The 15,509-nt window shown below is 31.6% G+C and carries 19 protein-coding genes; 16 read left to right on the top strand and 3 right to left on the bottom strand.

Going from position 1 to position 15,509, the window contains the following annotated elements:
- Positions 1 to 4: 4 nt before the first annotated feature.
- From ACQ654_RS00660 to ACQ654_RS00685, 6 genes are all read left to right on the top strand, one after another.
- Positions 5 to 904 carry a DUF72 domain-containing protein gene (locus ACQ654_RS00660; RefSeq protein ID WP_430408376.1) on the top strand — a complete coding sequence of 300 codons (900 nt, stop codon included), beginning with the start codon at positions 5 to 7 and terminating at the stop codon, positions 902 to 904.
- An 88-nt stretch (positions 905 to 992) separates the two neighbouring features.
- A complete protein-coding gene (locus tag ACQ654_RS00665; protein ID WP_430408377.1) occupies positions 993 to 1,385 on the top strand; it encodes an acyl-CoA thioesterase in 393 nt (130 codons plus the stop codon).
- A gap of 788 nt (positions 1,386 to 2,173) precedes the next feature.
- Positions 2,174 to 2,908 (top strand): hypothetical protein, encoded by a 735-nt coding sequence (locus ACQ654_RS00670; protein ID WP_430408378.1) that lies wholly within the window; start codon positions 2,174 to 2,176, stop codon positions 2,906 to 2,908.
- 139 nt (positions 2,909 to 3,047) lie between these two features.
- Positions 3,048 to 3,770, top strand: a complete 723-nt coding sequence (locus ACQ654_RS00675) for a hypothetical protein (protein WP_430408379.1) — start codon at positions 3,048 to 3,050, stop codon at positions 3,768 to 3,770.
- 221 nt (positions 3,771 to 3,991) lie between these two features.
- On the top strand, positions 3,992 to 4,441 hold the full coding sequence (locus tag ACQ654_RS00680; protein WP_430408380.1) for a hypothetical protein: 450 nt from the start codon (positions 3,992 to 3,994) through the stop codon (positions 4,439 to 4,441).
- Positions 4,441 to 4,641: a helix-turn-helix transcriptional regulator gene (locus ACQ654_RS00685; RefSeq protein ID WP_430408381.1), complete on the top strand. Its 201-nt coding sequence runs from the start codon at positions 4,441 to 4,443 to the stop codon at positions 4,639 to 4,641. The genes ACQ654_RS00680 and ACQ654_RS00685 overlap by 1 nt, the downstream gene beginning before the upstream one ends.
- On the opposite strand, the gene ACQ654_RS00690 is transcribed toward ACQ654_RS00685, so the two are convergent.
- Complete coding sequence (locus ACQ654_RS00690) at positions 4,638 to 5,717, bottom strand: adenylate/guanylate cyclase domain-containing protein (protein WP_430408382.1); 1,080 nt, start codon at positions 5,715 to 5,717, stop codon at positions 4,638 to 4,640. The two genes, ACQ654_RS00685 and ACQ654_RS00690, sit on opposite strands and share 4 nt — an antisense overlap.
- 77 nt (positions 5,718 to 5,794) lie before the next feature.
- On the opposite strand from ACQ654_RS00690, the gene ACQ654_RS00695 reads away from it, so the two are divergent.
- Positions 5,795 to 6,703, top strand: a complete 909-nt coding sequence (locus tag ACQ654_RS00695) for a hypothetical protein (protein WP_430408383.1) — start codon at positions 5,795 to 5,797, stop codon at positions 6,701 to 6,703.
- Between the two features lie 67 nt (positions 6,704 to 6,770).
- On the opposite strand, the gene ACQ654_RS00700 is transcribed toward ACQ654_RS00695, so the two are convergent.
- On the bottom strand, positions 6,771 to 6,932 hold the full coding sequence (locus ACQ654_RS00700; RefSeq protein ID WP_430408384.1) for a hypothetical protein: 162 nt from the start codon (positions 6,930 to 6,932) through the stop codon (positions 6,771 to 6,773).
- A gap of 194 nt (positions 6,933 to 7,126) precedes the next feature.
- Between ACQ654_RS00700 and ACQ654_RS00705 the strand changes: the two genes are divergently transcribed.
- From ACQ654_RS00705 to ACQ654_RS00745, 9 genes are all read left to right on the top strand, one after another.
- Positions 7,127 to 8,440 (top strand): DEAD/DEAH box helicase, encoded by a 1,314-nt coding sequence (locus tag ACQ654_RS00705; RefSeq protein WP_430408385.1) that lies wholly within the window; start codon positions 7,127 to 7,129, stop codon positions 8,438 to 8,440.
- Positions 8,441 to 8,612: 172 nt separating this feature from the next.
- The gene (locus ACQ654_RS00710) at positions 8,613 to 9,482 is read left to right on the top strand and encodes a sugar phosphate isomerase/epimerase family protein (protein ID WP_430408386.1); all 870 of its coding nucleotides are present in this window, start codon (positions 8,613 to 8,615) and stop codon (positions 9,480 to 9,482) included.
- 21 nt (positions 9,483 to 9,503) lie between these two features.
- Positions 9,504 to 9,836 (top strand): hypothetical protein, encoded by a 333-nt coding sequence (locus tag ACQ654_RS00715; protein ID WP_430408387.1) that lies wholly within the window; start codon positions 9,504 to 9,506, stop codon positions 9,834 to 9,836.
- Between the two features lie 139 nt (positions 9,837 to 9,975).
- Complete coding sequence (locus tag ACQ654_RS00720) at positions 9,976 to 10,293, top strand: DUF6660 family protein (protein ID WP_430408388.1); 318 nt, start codon at positions 9,976 to 9,978, stop codon at positions 10,291 to 10,293.
- Between the two features lie 94 nt (positions 10,294 to 10,387).
- Entirely contained in the window at positions 10,388 to 12,586 is a 2,199-nt protein-coding gene (locus ACQ654_RS00725) for a TonB-dependent receptor (protein WP_430408389.1), read from the top strand.
- Positions 12,587 to 12,768: 182 nt separating this feature from the next.
- Positions 12,769 to 13,008 carry a hypothetical protein gene (locus tag ACQ654_RS00730; protein WP_430408390.1) on the top strand — a complete coding sequence of 80 codons (240 nt, stop codon included), beginning with the start codon at positions 12,769 to 12,771 and terminating at the stop codon, positions 13,006 to 13,008.
- A 207-nt stretch (positions 13,009 to 13,215) separates the two neighbouring features.
- The gene (locus tag ACQ654_RS00735) at positions 13,216 to 13,602 is read left to right on the top strand and encodes a hypothetical protein (protein WP_430408391.1); all 387 of its coding nucleotides are present in this window, start codon (positions 13,216 to 13,218) and stop codon (positions 13,600 to 13,602) included.
- A gap of 148 nt (positions 13,603 to 13,750) precedes the next feature.
- Entirely contained in the window at positions 13,751 to 14,131 is a 381-nt protein-coding gene (locus tag ACQ654_RS00740) for a LytR/AlgR family response regulator transcription factor (protein WP_430408392.1), read from the top strand.
- Between the two features lie 134 nt (positions 14,132 to 14,265).
- Positions 14,266 to 14,454, top strand: coding sequence for a hypothetical protein (locus ACQ654_RS00745; RefSeq protein ID WP_430408393.1), 189 nt, complete (start codon positions 14,266 to 14,268; stop codon positions 14,452 to 14,454).
- Between the two features lie 78 nt (positions 14,455 to 14,532).
- On the opposite strand, the gene ACQ654_RS00750 is transcribed toward ACQ654_RS00745, so the two are convergent.
- Positions 14,533 to 15,387: a DUF5694 domain-containing protein gene (locus ACQ654_RS00750; protein WP_430408394.1), complete on the bottom strand. Its 855-nt coding sequence runs from the start codon at positions 15,385 to 15,387 to the stop codon at positions 14,533 to 14,535.
- Positions 15,388 to 15,509 lie beyond the last annotated feature (122 nt).

Here is a 15,509-nt window from a genome sequence, read left to right on the forward strand (position 1 = left end):
ACGTATGAAATTTGGAAAAGTGCCCAATCCAGAAATTATAGATTTTACCTTACCTGAAAATCATCCGGAAACGGAAGTGGTTTTAAATTCGTATAAAAATGATGCAAAACCCTCTATTTATGTTGGTTGTGCGAAATGGAATAAGCAAGATTTAAAAGGTTTTTATCCGAGAGGAACAAAAGACGAACTACAGTATTATGCTTCACAATTCAATTCTATTGAAATGAATGCCACGTTTTACCGAATGTTTCCAGCAGAACAGTTTGAAAAATGGCGTGATAAAACACCTGAAGGATTTAAGTTTTTTCCTAAAATAACACAAGAAATCAGTCATTGGAAACGCTTACAAGCTACGGAAGCATTGGTCGATTTGTACATTTATAACGCAACACATTTACAAGACAAACTCGGAACTATCTTTTTACAAATGCATTCCAACTTCTCTCCAAAAGACTTTGATAGAGTAGTACATTTTGCCGAATTTTGGCCAAAAGAAATTCCGTTAGCTATGGAATTTAGACATACCGATTGGTACAATGATGAAAAAATTTCGAATGAACTGTATCATGTATTGCAAGAAAATAATATAGCAAATGTATTGGTAGATACAGCTGGAAGACGCGATATTATGCACATGCGAATGACCAATAATGAAGCATTTATTCGGTATGTTGGCGCCAATCATGAAAGCGATTATTCACGTTTGGACGATTGGGTTGATCGTTTGGAACAATGGACAAATTTTGGATTGCAAAACATACATTTCTTCATTCATCAAAATTCAGAAGTAGAATCTCCGTTGCTTTCAGCGTACTTTATTAAAAAACTAAACAAACGTTTTCAACAAAATTTAACCGTTCCGAAAACAATTGTAAAACCACAAAAGCCGCAAACATTGTTTTAATAAAAATAATTGAATCTAATATTAATAAACTCTATTAAAAACATTAAAATAGGAGTGAAGCATATTGTACTTTTACAAAAAATAATATATGAGATTTCACACACGAAAATGGGTTAAACCCGAAGATTTAAATCCTAATGGAACTTTATTTGGAGGACGATTATTAGCTTGGATTGATGAAGAAGCGGCTTTATATGCTATTATTCAGCTTGAAAACCCGAAAGTTGTGACAAAGTATATGTCTGAAATTGACTTTAAAAGTTCTGCTAAAAAAGGTGATATTGTTGAGATTGGTATAGAAGTCGTAAAATTTGGTCGTTCTTCTATTTCATTAAAATGTGAAGTTCGTAACAAAATGACACGTGAAACCATCTTAACCGTTGACAACATTGTGATGGTAAATCTTGATAAAAACGGAAATGTATTGCCACACGGAAAAACTCAAATCGAATTTGTAAAAGATCGTTTGGATTCTGAGTAGTCTTTTCAGAATTTAAAACAAACAGAAAATGAATGATTAAAAGACTTGCGTACATGTGAATCATTTGAGAACAAAACTTTGCATGCACGTTTTGGAGTAATTCAAACTAGGTGAAAATTAGATTTTATAATCTTTAAAGCTGTATATGATGTTATATTTTTTTACAAAACTACTCTGAATACTCATAAATACAACCAACTCAACTTCAAATATTAACGTAAAAAATCATATTTACATAAAATATAATTTCCTACAAAAAATAAAAAGTAGTAGGTTTGCATTTCAGCAATACTATCAAAAACTTTCTAAAGTTTTTAGGAGCTCAATACATCAATTGGGCTCTTTTTTTGTATATTTAATATGAAGAAAATTAACATAGATTTGCTGTTTAGTTAATATTTTTTCAAATACTGGTCAATTCGGCTTAAATATATTGACTAGCTAACGTCCTTAATTTACTAACATTGAGGACGTTTTTTATGAGATATTTCAAAAACTCTTTCCATAGTTCATTATATCGAATTTAATATGCTTTTCATCGATAAAAAACTTTTAATCAACGTTTTGAAATTACTATAAGTAAGAAAAAGGATACTTTTGAACTGTTGTTATGGTAATTCATATACATATTCCCCCAAAAACCCGAAAGAGAGCTATGTGCTCTCTTTCCCTTTTGTATACCTTTTTCAATACGACCAAAAAGAAATTAACAAATTGATTGTTAAAAAAAATAATTTTCAGTCTGCTAAAGATTACTTAAATATGCACTGCAAAACGCATTCCCCAATATGAAAGTAGTCCAAACGATTCCTGTTTATAATAGAAAAAGTAAACGAGTAACAAGTCTTAAAATAGATGATTTTCAGTCTATTAAAAATGAAAATGAAGAATTTTTTGATGTGCAAGGTGATTTTGTAATCATAAAAGATCGCTTTTTTAGAATGCCACATTTGGTAAAACCTTGGACATTTTGGATTGAAAACGGGAAACCACAACTGGAACCCACAGAAAATATTTCGTACACAAAAGTATTATTTACGGTAGAAGCGCCAGATAAGAACGAATTTAATTATAAAGATGAATTCAGAGCTACGAATCCGTTAGTGGGGTATTTTCAGAGTTTTAAAACTGGTTTTCTTGAAGTAATGGAACAAGTTTCAGAAACGACACTTTCAAATTTTGAAGTTACTTTTTACACATTAGTTCCGTATCAAACATCACTACATTATTTATTAGGAAAACGAGGAAGCAATCAAACACGATTAAATTTTTGGTTTTATGGTTGGATCAATCTAAAATACAGAAATGATTTCATGAATTATTTAAAACAGCACACGTTCGATTATTACATTAACGGAAGTACAAGTGCTTTTAAAGGAATAATTTCACAAGAATTATCGCGTGTAATCGATGTAGAATACCAAGTTCATCATCCAAATAGTGGTTTTTGGAAACGAAAAAACATAAAACTTGGTTTGAAGAAAATTGTACACTTAGAACTTACGGAAATTCCGTGGACGTAATTTACTGAAAAACAGTTTTTTGATTCAAATTTTATAAATTCTTTAACTTGGAATGATAATTGTGTGTTAACACATAAGTTTGTGATAAAAAAAAACGTATTATTGTATCACACATTTGCAATTGATAAGAAAAATACCTGTGTCAGCCACTACATTATTCAGAAATATTCGGTTAGTAATAGTATGCATCCTTTTTGGGATGTTTTCTGCATATGCACAAAAAGACACGACCAAAACAAAAGCAAATGATGTTGATATTACGAAAGGTCGTATCAAATTACCGTTTCCCAAACCTAAAGATCCTACACCAATTCCAAAAAAGGAAGCGGATCGTTTTATGGAATTCAAAACACCAAGCTTACTAACAAAAAAGCGTACTAGTTTAATTAGTTTGCCAAAGTCGAAACCAGCTTCTTTAAAAAAAGAAAAAGAAGTTTACTTCACAGGTCAAGAACAATATGTTACTCGAAACAAAGAGTTTGAAAAAAAACTCAATAAAAACGACAGAGATATTCGCCCAGAATACAAAGTAGAACAATACTTAGGCGACTTTAGAAGTAATGGTGCTTTTGTTGAAATTGTATGTAGAGATCATGAATATGTTGATGGCGATCGTGTACGTGTGTATGTAAATGATGTCGTAATTGCTGAAAACATTCGTTTAGAAGCCGCATACAAAAAAATTGATGTGACACTTGAAAAAGGGTTTAATAAAATACAATTTCAAGCACTAAACCAAGGTACTTCTGGACCAAATACTGCCGAATTTCGGGTATATGATGACAAAGGAGAACTTATATCTGCAAACGAGTGGAACCTTACTACAGGCATCAAAGCTACCATGATTATTGTAAAAGAATAATTTCTATATTTCTGTAAAATTTCTTCATAAAATACCGTTATTCTGAACTTGATTCAGAATCTCACTTGACTTACAATCATCTTCTTTTTATAATAAGAAGCACAGTTTCTCAATTATGTAACAATCAATAAATTCGCAAAATAATTTTGCGCTTTACAAAATGTAAAGTATATTTGACATAATGAAAAACATACTTGTCAAATAAAAACAAATTTATACTTATGGAAAAAGAAACATTTTGCGAATCAGAAAATAGGAGGTTTGAAAAATTTAAAAAGTTCGGGTTACCAAATTCATTTAAAAAAATTGGAATAGCGTTAATTGTGTTTGCATTTCTTTTTTTGATTATTCGAAAAATTTTAGATATAGATATTGCACTTGGGTTTAAATTTATTTTTAAACGTGCAACATTAGTAGGTTTGTTGATGATTGCAATTTCTAAAGAAAAAGTAGAAGATGAAATGATCCGAACCATTCGTGGACAAGCGTTTTCAATGGCGTTTATTGCAGGCGTTGTATATACGTTAATTCAGCCGTTGATCAATTATATTGTATCATTTTTTATTGAAAAAGACAAAGATCCATTGACAGATGTTGGTGATTTCCAGATACTTTGGTTTATGTTGACCATGTATTTAGTATTCTTTTATATGATTAAAAAAAGGCAATAATGAAGAATAGAATCAAGATAGAACGCGCTATTTTAGACATTACACAAGACGATTTGGCAAAGAAAATAGGCGTTTCCAGACAAACGATTAATTCAATAGAAAAAGCACGTTATGTACCTTCTACAGTATTGGCATTAAAACTAAGTATGGTTTTTAACAAATCAATTAATGAAATCTTCTTTTTAGAAGAAACCGATTAATTTTCCTTTAAAATACTATAAATACTAATGGTTTTGGCTTTTCCTTTTAAAAGTAAATTGTCAATCCGTTGCGTTGTATACAGTTCGGTAAGATTCATATCAGAAAGTAATTCCTCAGAAATAAGCACACTTGCCTTGTACGTATTACATTCTGATTGAATTCTTGCCGTTGTATTGATTACATCACCATGATACGCCAATTCTTTTTTAACTGATCCAACTTCAGTAACCATCAACGTTCCGCCGTGAATTCCAGCTTTAAATTCTGGAAGCAAACCATACTTTTCTGTGTAATGATTGCTTCTTGACTTTAGCTTATCTTGAAAAGCAAAAAACAATTTAACAGCTCTATTCTTCTTAATTCCTTTTGCATATTTCCAACTCAACACAGCTTCATCACCTACATATTGGTAAATTTCTGCATCATATTTTTGTACAATTGTATTTAAATCATAAAAACAATCTTGAATCAACTGACTATAAGTATAATGCCCAATTTCTTCTGCAATTGTTGTAGAAGCTTTCAAATCTAAAAACATAAAAATTCGTTTTTCTTCTTGTGGTTTACGATACTTTCCCATCAACATCTTAATAAAAACACCACGCCCAAATTTTTCATTGGCAATTTTAATAAAAGAAAACACCAAAGAAGCCACTACAAAGTAAATAACAACGGACCAAAACGTTTTATTAGTGCGCCACCAATGATTTCCTTCAATCAAATCAACATCTAATACATGACCTGTATGCTCAACAACAATATTTACCAAAAATATGAGCGTAAGTAAGTAAATAAAGGTTTTGATAAAAATAACAACACCTAAAGCAAGGTTTTTAGCCAAATATCGATCAAACAAAAACTCAACCGCGGCATAAAAAATTCCAAACGGAATAGACGATAAGCTTACATACGTAATCAAATTTGATAAAGGCAATTCATACTTTGGAAGAATGCTCACACCTTTTTCTTCAAAAATTCCAAAATAGCGTATGACAATCATAAAACTAAATGCCAGAATCCAAAAAATGATTGATTGTAGTGTAAATAATAAATATTGCAGTAGCGTTCTTCTCATGAATGCAAAATACTAAAACTAAATCATAAATATTGCCCATGAATCCGTATTTTAGTAACAAATTAAAAAACCGATATATGAAAACCTTTTTTAAAATACTCGTACTTATCAGCCTATTTTATGCTTGTAAAACGGAAAAGAAAACACCTGAAACAACGCCTGAAAAAGAAGTTGTTGATGTAAAATTGACACCAAAACTAACACATGAGCTAAATAATTTCACACATTGTGAATCAGTTGTGTACGATAAAAAACGAAATGTATACTATGCTTCATTAATTGGAAACAGAGAAAAAGGTGATGGAAGTATCGCCAAAGTTGACGCAGACGGAAAAATAATTGACACACTATTTATTTCAGGTTTAAATGATCCGAAAGGAATTGCTATAACAGGCGATAAATTATACGTTAGTGATGTGACTGTTTTAGTAGAAGCAGATTTAACTACAGGAAAAGTACTTCGTGAACATACCAATGAAAATGCACAATTTTTAAATGATGTCGAAATTTCCAAAGATGGAACAGTTTACGTTTCAGACACTCAAAAATCGTCCATATTTGCATTAACAACAGACGGAAATTTCTCAGAATGGTTCAATTCGGAAGCATTAGAACATCCAAATGGGTTACTAAACATTGGAAATGACATGTATGTTGCAGCTTGGGGAAATGTAGTAGGTGAAGGTGATAACAAAAAACAAAGTGGTCATTTTCTAAAATTAAACATGGACACGAAAGAAATTACTAAAATTTCAAAAGACACACTTGGAAACTTAGATGGTGTGCAAATATATGATGAAAACAGCTTCTTAATTTCTGCTTGGAACACGGGTAAAATAATGAAAATCAATACCAAAGGAGAAGTGGAAGATATAGTAACTGTTGGTAGAAGTGTTGGTGATATCTTATACGAACCTTCAACTAAAGTACTTGGCTTGCCTATGAATATTCAAAGTCAATTATTGTTATATACTCTTGAAGAGTAAAAAAATAATATAAAAAAACTGTCTCAAAATAAAGATGTTACAATATTTGAGACAGTTTTAAATACTATTAGCAAGGCGCGTACACAGTTTCTGGACAACCTAACTTGCATTCAAGTCTGTTAACACTAGATGTACAAGCACCCGAAATTCCTCCTTTAACTTTTTGTGAATTTAAATTTGAAACTACTGATTTTGATAAACATAATGATTTAAATTGCTTTCTTTTCATTTTATTTCCTTTTAGTTAATAATGAATTAATTTAAAAAAATAATTAATCAAAAAGGTATGGGAATCCCATAAATAAAGTGAGTTCCTTAACAAGTTTCAATCTTAAATCACTCAAAAACCTCAAAAATTTTCAACTTTCTAATCTTTCGAGGATTAAATCTTTCAGTTAACACAAATATCTGTACTTTTGCGGCATGTCAAAATTCATTAAAAATCAACGCGAAATCCTTGCAAAATTAGGCATTGAAAGGCTCAATGAAATGCAGGAAGAAGCGAAACTAGCGATTAGTTCGCATCCAAATACAATTCTGTTATCACCAACAGGAACAGGAAAAACTTTGGCGTTTTTGTTGCCAATCATTGAAGAATTAGATCCAAAAAATGATGAAGTTCAAGTCATTATTTTAGCGCCTTCGCGCGAATTGGCAATTCAGATAGCGCAAGTAACACGCGACATGGGAACTGGTTTCAAAACCAATGAAGTGTATGGTGGACGAAACTTTTCAAAAGATAAAGTAGAATTAAAACACCGTCCGGCAATCTTAGTAGGAACGCCTGGAAGAGTTGCAGATCATTTGCGTAGAGAAACATTTACGACCAAAGAAATAAAAACATTGGTATTAGATGAATTTGACAAATCGTTAGAAGTTGGTTTTGAAGATGAAATGAAAGACATTGTTTCGTTATTGCCAAACATTGAAAAACGCGTCTTAACATCGGCTACGAAAGACATGGACATTCCAAAATTTGTAGGAATGCGAAATCCTTTAGAGATAAACTATTTAGGTGAAAAAATTGCCAAATTGGAAGTGAAACGAATACTTTCTCCTTCAAAAGACAAATTGGATACCTTATTAAATACGATTTCGCTTGTCGCGAATCAACCCGGAATCATCTTTTGTAATTTCAAAAACACCATTCAGTATGTCAGTGACTTTCTAATATCAAAAGGAATTCCACACGGTTGTTTCTATGGCGGAATGGAACAAAAAGAAAGAGAACGCGCGTTAATCAAATTCAGAAATGGAACACATCAAATTATCATTGCTACAGATTTAGCGGCGAGAGGAATTGATGTTCCTGAAATTAAATATATCATTCACTATCAATTGCCAATGCGTAGTGAAGAATTCACACATCGTAATGGACGTACGGCACGTATGCATGCTGAAGGAACAGCATTTGTATTGCAATGGCAACATGAAACGGTTCCTGATTTCATCTCAGAAGTAGAAGTTGTAGAAGAATTAACATCTGGTGCGCGACCAAAAGCTTCTGGCTGGAAAACAGTATTTGTTTCTGGTGGAAGAAAAGATAAAATATCGAAAGGTGACATTGCTGGTTTGTTCATGAAACAAGGAAAACTTGGCAAAGATGAGTTGGGCATGATTGAACTCAAAAGTGATTGTGCATTTGTTGCTGTTGCCGCTTCCAAAGCAAAAGAAGTTATCAAACTCACATCCGATACACGTTTAAAGAAAAAGAAAGTTAGAGTTACACTAATTTAGAAATCTGAATTTAAATAAGAACATTGAATATTAGTACTTCAAACTTTGCTAGTACATCATTTTTGTCGTAAGTTTCATTAGTTTATGTAATCCAATAAACTATATATGTACGTATCACAAATGTTTTACAAGACGGTTGTATGTCTTTGAAAAGGATAAAATAAAGCAATACATGAAGAATCTTATAAAATTTAATGTAATAATCCTCTTTTTAGCACTCAACGTTTCTTGTCAAAAAAATGATCAACAGCTAATTGAAATAAAAGAAGTATCTCCTTGGTGTATATTAGGTTTTGACGCTGCAGATAGAACTCCCGAACAGCGAATAGCTTTGTTAAAAGAACTTGGATTAACAAAATATGGATTTAACAAAGGCAAAGGAGATTTCAGTAACATGAAAAAGGAATTTAAGCTTGCTAAAGAAAATGATATTGAAATAACATCGGTATTTTTATGGCTACATGCAAAAAGAGACAGTATTGGTAAATTGAGTCCTGCTAACCAAGAACTATTACAAAACCTACGTGAAGTAGCACAAAAACCAGTGATTTGGGTAAGTTTTAGTGATAACTTTTTTGAAAACCTAACCCAAGAAGAAGCTATAAAACGATCTATTGACATGATACAATTTGTCAAATTGGAAGCTAATAAAATTGGCTGTAAATTGGCTTTATACAATCATCATGGATGGTTTGGAAATCCATACAATCAAATTAAAATTTTAGAAGAATTAAATGATGAATCTCTATCAATGGTTTATAACTTTCATCATGCACACGAATACGTGGATCAATTTCAAGACATTGTACAAAAGATAAAACCTTACTTATCATTTGTAAATCTAAATGGTGTAAAAAAGGAAGGTCCACAAATTCTAACAATAGGTGAAGGAGATTATGAATTTGAAATGATCAATATGTTGATAGAAGAAGGATATAATGGTCCATGGGGAATTTTAGGGCATATAAAAACGGAAGATGTTAAGATAGTTTTGGAAAGAAATATAGAAGGCTTAAAACTATTGAACGCTAAAGTTAAGTAATAAAAAAAATAATTAGTTGTTATGAAATACATCTCTCAAATTGCATTACTTTTCATTGTAAGTTTAGTATGTACTGCTGCATCATCACTACCTTTAGCACAAGAAAATTGTAAGTTTGAAGGAAAAAAACTGTATGGTAAAATTCGTTTTGTAGAAAGTGCAAGTAATGCTGATGTCAAAATCAAAATTGTAAATAGTTTTCCCGATTTAAAAGTAAAACTCGTTGAAAACTTTGCAGATGATTGTGGCGAATGGCAAGTGGTAGAATATGGTGAGGATTTGAAAGTATATGTTGCAGAAAACTTCGCAGACATCAAAGTGAAATTTGTAACTAGCTTTCCAGGAATGGACTGAAACGACGTGCAATTTTTGAGTGGTCAGCAATACTTAATTAAAATCATACATCTAAATCATTAAACTTTTACACCAATAGTAAAAACTTGTGTGAATTTTATCTCGTTAAAATCTCTTTTCCCCTATATTTGTACAACAAATGAAAAGCATCAGTTTTATACTCGGATTTCTAATTTTAGCGTTGGCGCTAAAACCATGTTCTGATGGATTTAATTCAGAACACGAAAATGATTCGGAAATCAGTATGGAACACAACCATCAAAACGATCATGATGATTCTTGCGCAATGCTTTGTTCGTGTAATTGTTGCGGAACGCTTATCATAAGTCAAACACTACCAACATTTACATTACAATTAAAAACTACAATTTCTACACAACTCAATTCTCATTACGAATCACACTACCGATTCGATATGCTATTCTCCATCTGGCAACCGCCACAAGTTTTAAGTTAATTTTTCGAATACACATCATGTGAAAAGTCTACAATCTAAAAGCAAAACGATCTAGATTCTTTTACACATAAATTAACAAAAAACATACAAAATTATGCAAACACGCCTATGGAGCGTTTTGTTCCTATTCATACTATGCGGAGTTGTCAACGCACAAAATAATGACATCAATATAAAAGTGTTTTCAGAACACGAAAAAGAGCCTTTATTGGGCGCAACTGTTCTATTTGAAGATTTAGAAAAAGGTGCAATTACCAACTATGAGGGAATTGCAACGTTTTCAGGAATTCCAAACGGAGCACACAAACTCATGATTTCTTTTGTCGGATTTAAAACAATTGAAACCAGCATCACGTTGCCTTCGTCCAAAGAATTAATTTTTTATATGGAAGAAAGTCATGGCGAATTGAACGCTGTCGTCATCAAATCAACACGTAGTTCGCGAGACATTCGTAGAATTCCAACACGAATAGAAGTAATTGGCGGCGAAGAATTAGGCGAAAAAAACATGATGAATCCTACGAATATTTCAATGGTTTTACGCGAAAGTACAGGAATTCAAATGCAACAAACATCACTAAGTAGTGGAAACCAAAATATTCGAATTCAAGGGTTAGACGGACGTTATACACAACTATTACGTGACGGTTTTCCAATATATGGAGGATTTTCGAGCGGATTAAGTATTATGCAAATTCCACCGTTAGATTTGTATCAATTTGAAATCATCAAAGGAAGTGCTTCCACATTATATGGTGGCGGCGCCATTGCAGGTTTGGTAAATTTAATCTCCAAAACACCCGATTTTGAACCAGAAATGGACATTATGTTTACGCAAACACACGCGTTAGGCTCAACACTTAACGTATTTTATAGTAAACGAAACGACAAATACGGGATTAGTTTGTACGGTTCAGGAAATTATCAAAAAGTGTACGATCCGGAAGATGATGGATTTAGCAATTTGCCAGAAACAAAATCATTTGCGTTCAATCCGAAATTCTATTATTATCCGTCGGAAGAAACGACATTTTGGATCGGTTTAAATGGTAGTTATGACGATCGAATTGGTGGTGATGTTTCAACAATAGAAAATGGTCAAAATGGAATTCATCAATACACAGAAGAAAATATCTCGAAACGATTAAGCAGTCAAGCTGTATATACGACGAAGCTAGATTCTGTACGTGAATTTACCATAAAAAACAGTTTTTCCTTTTTTGATCGTGAGTTAGATGTTCCGAATATGCAATTTAAAGGAAAGCAATTAAATTCTTTTAGTGAAGTTACTTTACAACACAATTATACTAAAAACGACTGGACATTAGGAGCCAATTTATACACCACAAGTTTTGATGAAGATGACAGCGCGCCGATACAACGCGATCAAAATGATTTAACATTTGGAGCTTTTGTAAACTCAAACTTTGACTTATCTGACAATTGGATTTTAGAAACAGGTTTACGAACAGATTTTGCTAAAGGTTGGGGAATATTTGTCTTGCCAAGAGTTTCATTATTATATAAAAACGACTCAGGATTTTCAAGTAGATTAGGTGGTGGATTAGGATATAAAACGCCAGATATCTTTACAGAAGAAGCGGAATTTATCAACTTTGAAGATGTATTAAGAATAGATCAAAATTCGTTAAAAGCGGAACGTTCATACGGTTTAAACTTAGATTTTAACTACAAAACAAAGCTATTTAATGAAACAATAGGATTCTCAATGAATCAATTATTTTACTTAACATCTATTGATAACGGATTATTATTGAATTTGAATTCAGATGGTTTCTTTCAGTTTCAAAATGCTCCTGGTAGCATACTTAGTAAAGGAGCAGAGACGAATGTTAAATTCTCGTATGGTCATTTCAAATGGTTTGTTAACTATGCTTTGATTGATGCAAAACTTAACTATTTGCCAGGAAATCCACAAAAACCATTAACAGCAAAACACAATGGTGGAAGTGTGATTATGTATGAAACAAGCAAATGGCGTTTGGGTTACGAAACGTATTATACAGGTTCGCAAGTATTATCAAGCGGAGTTGAAACAACCGATTTTGTAACCATGGGATTCTTAGCAATGCGAAACTTCGATTGGGGAGGAATTTACACAAACTTTGAAAACTTTACAGACAGAAGACAAAGTCGTTTTTCACCTTTGGTAACACCACCACACAGCAATCCGACATTTCCAGAAATATATGCACCAACCGATGGTTTTATCTTTAGTGTAGGAATTATCATAAAACCATTTGGAAATCATAGTGAACATCATGATGATTAAGAAATAGTATTGAGATCTTGAATCATTCAATTCGTCAATCTTTTAATTTTAAAAAAACCGTTATTGTAAATTACAGTAGCGGTTTTTCGTGTTCATAGATGAAATAGGGAAGTCCATAGATGTTTTTTCAATGTTATAAGTATAATGAAGATGTTTGTAGCTCAAATCAAAAAACGAACATAATGAATCAGTACAACTATGTGATTGCTCTTTTTTTTATCGTCTGTTTTTGTAATGGACAAACAAAAAATACATATCAATTATCTGAAGAGATCGAAAAAGAATTTAAACAAGATATAAATACCAGAAACTATCAGCATTATGCAATAGATTATATGGAAATTGGAGCATACAAAAACATGTTGCGCATTGATGAACAGGGAGTTTTGCAATATAAAGGATTAAAAAAAGGTACATTTTAGGTAGCTACTTCATTTGCTACATATAAAGCTGTTCCTGCAATAGATACACTTGAAAAATTAGCAGAAAAACATCAAATAATTATCATTAATGAAGCGCATTACAGTGCACAAAATCGTGTATTTTCTAGTTTATTATTAGATAAATTATATACAAAAGGCTTTCAAACTGTATTTATAGAAGGATTGCATCTAGAGCGAAATGATTTATTGAACACTAGAATGTATCCGTTATTAACTTCCGGACCATTAGTAAAGGAACCACAATATGCGAATATGATTAGGAATGCTATGAAAATTGGTTATCAAGTAGTACCATACGAACACGATGAAGATAAGGATGAAACTGATGCAATGAAACGTTGGTATAGTAGGGAAGAAGGACAAGCAAACAATATTTTAAAATTTCTAAAACGCTATCCGAATGCAAAAATTGTCATTCATTGTGGCTATGGACATTTGGGAGAGGAAATTCATGAAGGTGATATTATTGGAAGCATGGCTGCGATCTTAAAAAAGAAATCTGGAATAAATCCATTAACAATCAATCAATCAATCAAACAGACTGGTTGGAAACCCATTCTGAGCCAACAATGAATCCGTATAGAAAGTATATTGCTCAATATTCACCGAACTATATAAGTGTTTTTAAGAATAAATCTGGAGAATATTTCTCTACACAACCAAAAAAATATGATCTCAATATCTATTTTCCACCAACAAATTATATTGATGGACGACCAGATTGGTTATTCCTGCTAAGAGGAAGAAAAAGTATATCAGTTCCTTATTACGTACGACAAAACTAGCTACAGAAGATTCTGAATATATATTAATTTACGCAGACAAAATCACGCATAAAATAAAACGGAACAATATTCTTTACATAAAATCTGAGCTTGATTATGTTGCCATTGTAACGTTGGAAGAAAAAATACTCACACTTGGAAGTCTATCTAGTTGGTTGCAAAAGCTTGATACTTCAACGTTTGTACAAATTCACAGATCGTATATCATCAATACAAATCGTTTAAAAAAGATAAAACCGAATGCCGTTTTAATTGAAACAACTGAAATTCCAATTGGAAGTACATATAAAGCGACAATTCAGAAATTATATACATAATTCTACACCAACGATTTGGCAAAAAACTTCATACATTTTACTCGTTAGTATTTATAAATCATCACGATATCTCCTTTGTAAGTCTCTATTTTCATGATACTATTGTGTCATTATTAACTATTAAAATTTAGATCATGAAAAAAAGAAATCTTACCTCATTAGTATTAAACAAAAAATCTATTTCAAATTTAGGTACCAAGCAAATTAGTATTAATGGAGGAATTAATCAAACAAATCCGTTGATATGTACAAGTCAATGTTCCCTAAACCCAGCTTATTGCAATACTGTTATAAGTTGCCCAGTTGTTGGAATTTGTAAATAATGCTTTATAATTGAACGTATATATTTAATGCTAAACTTGCCCGAACTTTGAACTAAGTAGAAAGATCGGGCAAGTTTTTTATATCTTCAACCAATCATTGGCCTCAACAACTTCAAAATAAGGATTGCTATCAAACAAATGCTTGATAATTGGCACGTGATCTGCACCAATCACTAAAAAAATAGCGTCTTCATCAAAATTCAATTGGTTGATCATTTTTGTATAAATCATGATATTTCTACGATACCAATCGACAGTAATTTCGGCACCAATTAACGTGTCATCATCATCATAATTATAATAATCGTTACTACCAATATGTGGATCATTGGCAATATAACTTCCATGCGAAGTTTGCATCACAACATCACTATTAATCCATTTAATATAGTCTAATAAAGAACTGTTTTTTTGAATTGAATCTTCGTCAACTCTATCATCTTCACGAATAACCGTACCTTTTTCTTGTCCATCAAAATACCCAACTTGATTATGTTGTTTTGCATACTTCATTGCTTTTCCATAATTATAGCCAAACATTCCTGGATGATCGCATTGATACACTTTTGGATGTTTCAAAGCTTTCGCAACTCTAAAACCAATCTGATACATTTCATTTCTACCTCGTAACACATCCGTTTTTAAATAATCTGTAAACAAACTATCGTATTTATTCTGAAATTCGTATTCAGGTTGACGTTCAATAAAAACTTTATTTGGCTTTTTGCTTACAATAATATCACACAATTTTTTGATGCTTTTTTGATGTTTATCATCCAACACATTGTACGTGCTATCTGTTTGCGCAAAATGAAACGTTCCTAACAGGTATACTTTTATTTTTTTAGATTGCTTACTATCAGAAACTTCGTTGTCTTTTTTACAACTTACAATACAACTTAACAGTAATAAACAGGTGATTATATTTCTCATGAGATAAAAATTTAAATGATTTAAAAGGTTGGTGATATATATAATTTTAGGTAGTTATAGTATTTTTAATTTTGATAAAATGTTTCTTTTGATGAATTATAAAAATTAAGTACTTCTTGGTA

The organism is Kordia sp., from assembly GCF_965283645.1.
GTDB lineage: Bacteria > Bacteroidota > Bacteroidia > Flavobacteriales > Flavobacteriaceae > Kordia.

Coding starts and splice junctions, on each gene's coding strand:
- ACQ654_RS00685 (WP_430408381.1), top strand. CDS start 4,441: ATGAAGAATAGAATCAAGATAGAACGCGCTATTTTAGACATTACACAA.
- ACQ654_RS00705 (WP_430408385.1), top strand. CDS start 7,127: ATGTCAAAATTCATTAAAAATCAACGCGAAATCCTTGCAAAATTAGGC.
- ACQ654_RS00665 (WP_430408377.1), top strand. CDS start 993: ATGAGATTTCACACACGAAAATGGGTTAAACCCGAAGATTTAAATCCT.
- ACQ654_RS00725 (WP_430408389.1), top strand. CDS start 10,388: ATGCAAACACGCCTATGGAGCGTTTTGTTCCTATTCATACTATGCGGA.
- ACQ654_RS00730 (WP_430408390.1), top strand. CDS start 12,769: ATGAATCAGTACAACTATGTGATTGCTCTTTTTTTTATCGTCTGTTTT.
- ACQ654_RS00695 (WP_430408383.1), top strand. CDS start 5,795: ATGAAAACCTTTTTTAAAATACTCGTACTTATCAGCCTATTTTATGCT.
- ACQ654_RS00690 (WP_430408382.1), bottom strand. CDS start 5,717: ATGAGAAGAACGCTACTGCAATATTTATTATTTACACTACAATCAATC.
- ACQ654_RS00710 (WP_430408386.1), top strand. CDS start 8,613: ATGAAGAATCTTATAAAATTTAATGTAATAATCCTCTTTTTAGCACTC.
- ACQ654_RS00680 (WP_430408380.1), top strand. CDS start 3,992: ATGGAAAAAGAAACATTTTGCGAATCAGAAAATAGGAGGTTTGAAAAA.
- ACQ654_RS00750 (WP_430408394.1), bottom strand. CDS start 15,387: ATGAGAAATATAATCACCTGTTTATTACTGTTAAGTTGTATTGTAAGT.
- ACQ654_RS00745 (WP_430408393.1), top strand. CDS start 14,266: ATGAAAAAAAGAAATCTTACCTCATTAGTATTAAACAAAAAATCTATT.
- ACQ654_RS00715 (WP_430408387.1), top strand. CDS start 9,504: ATGAAATACATCTCTCAAATTGCATTACTTTTCATTGTAAGTTTAGTA.
- ACQ654_RS00720 (WP_430408388.1), top strand. CDS start 9,976: ATGAAAAGCATCAGTTTTATACTCGGATTTCTAATTTTAGCGTTGGCG.
- ACQ654_RS00670 (WP_430408378.1), top strand. CDS start 2,174: ATGAAAGTAGTCCAAACGATTCCTGTTTATAATAGAAAAAGTAAACGA.
- ACQ654_RS00700 (WP_430408384.1), bottom strand. CDS start 6,932: ATGAAAAGAAAGCAATTTAAATCATTATGTTTATCAAAATCAGTAGTT.
- ACQ654_RS00660 (WP_430408376.1), top strand. CDS start 5: ATGAAATTTGGAAAAGTGCCCAATCCAGAAATTATAGATTTTACCTTA.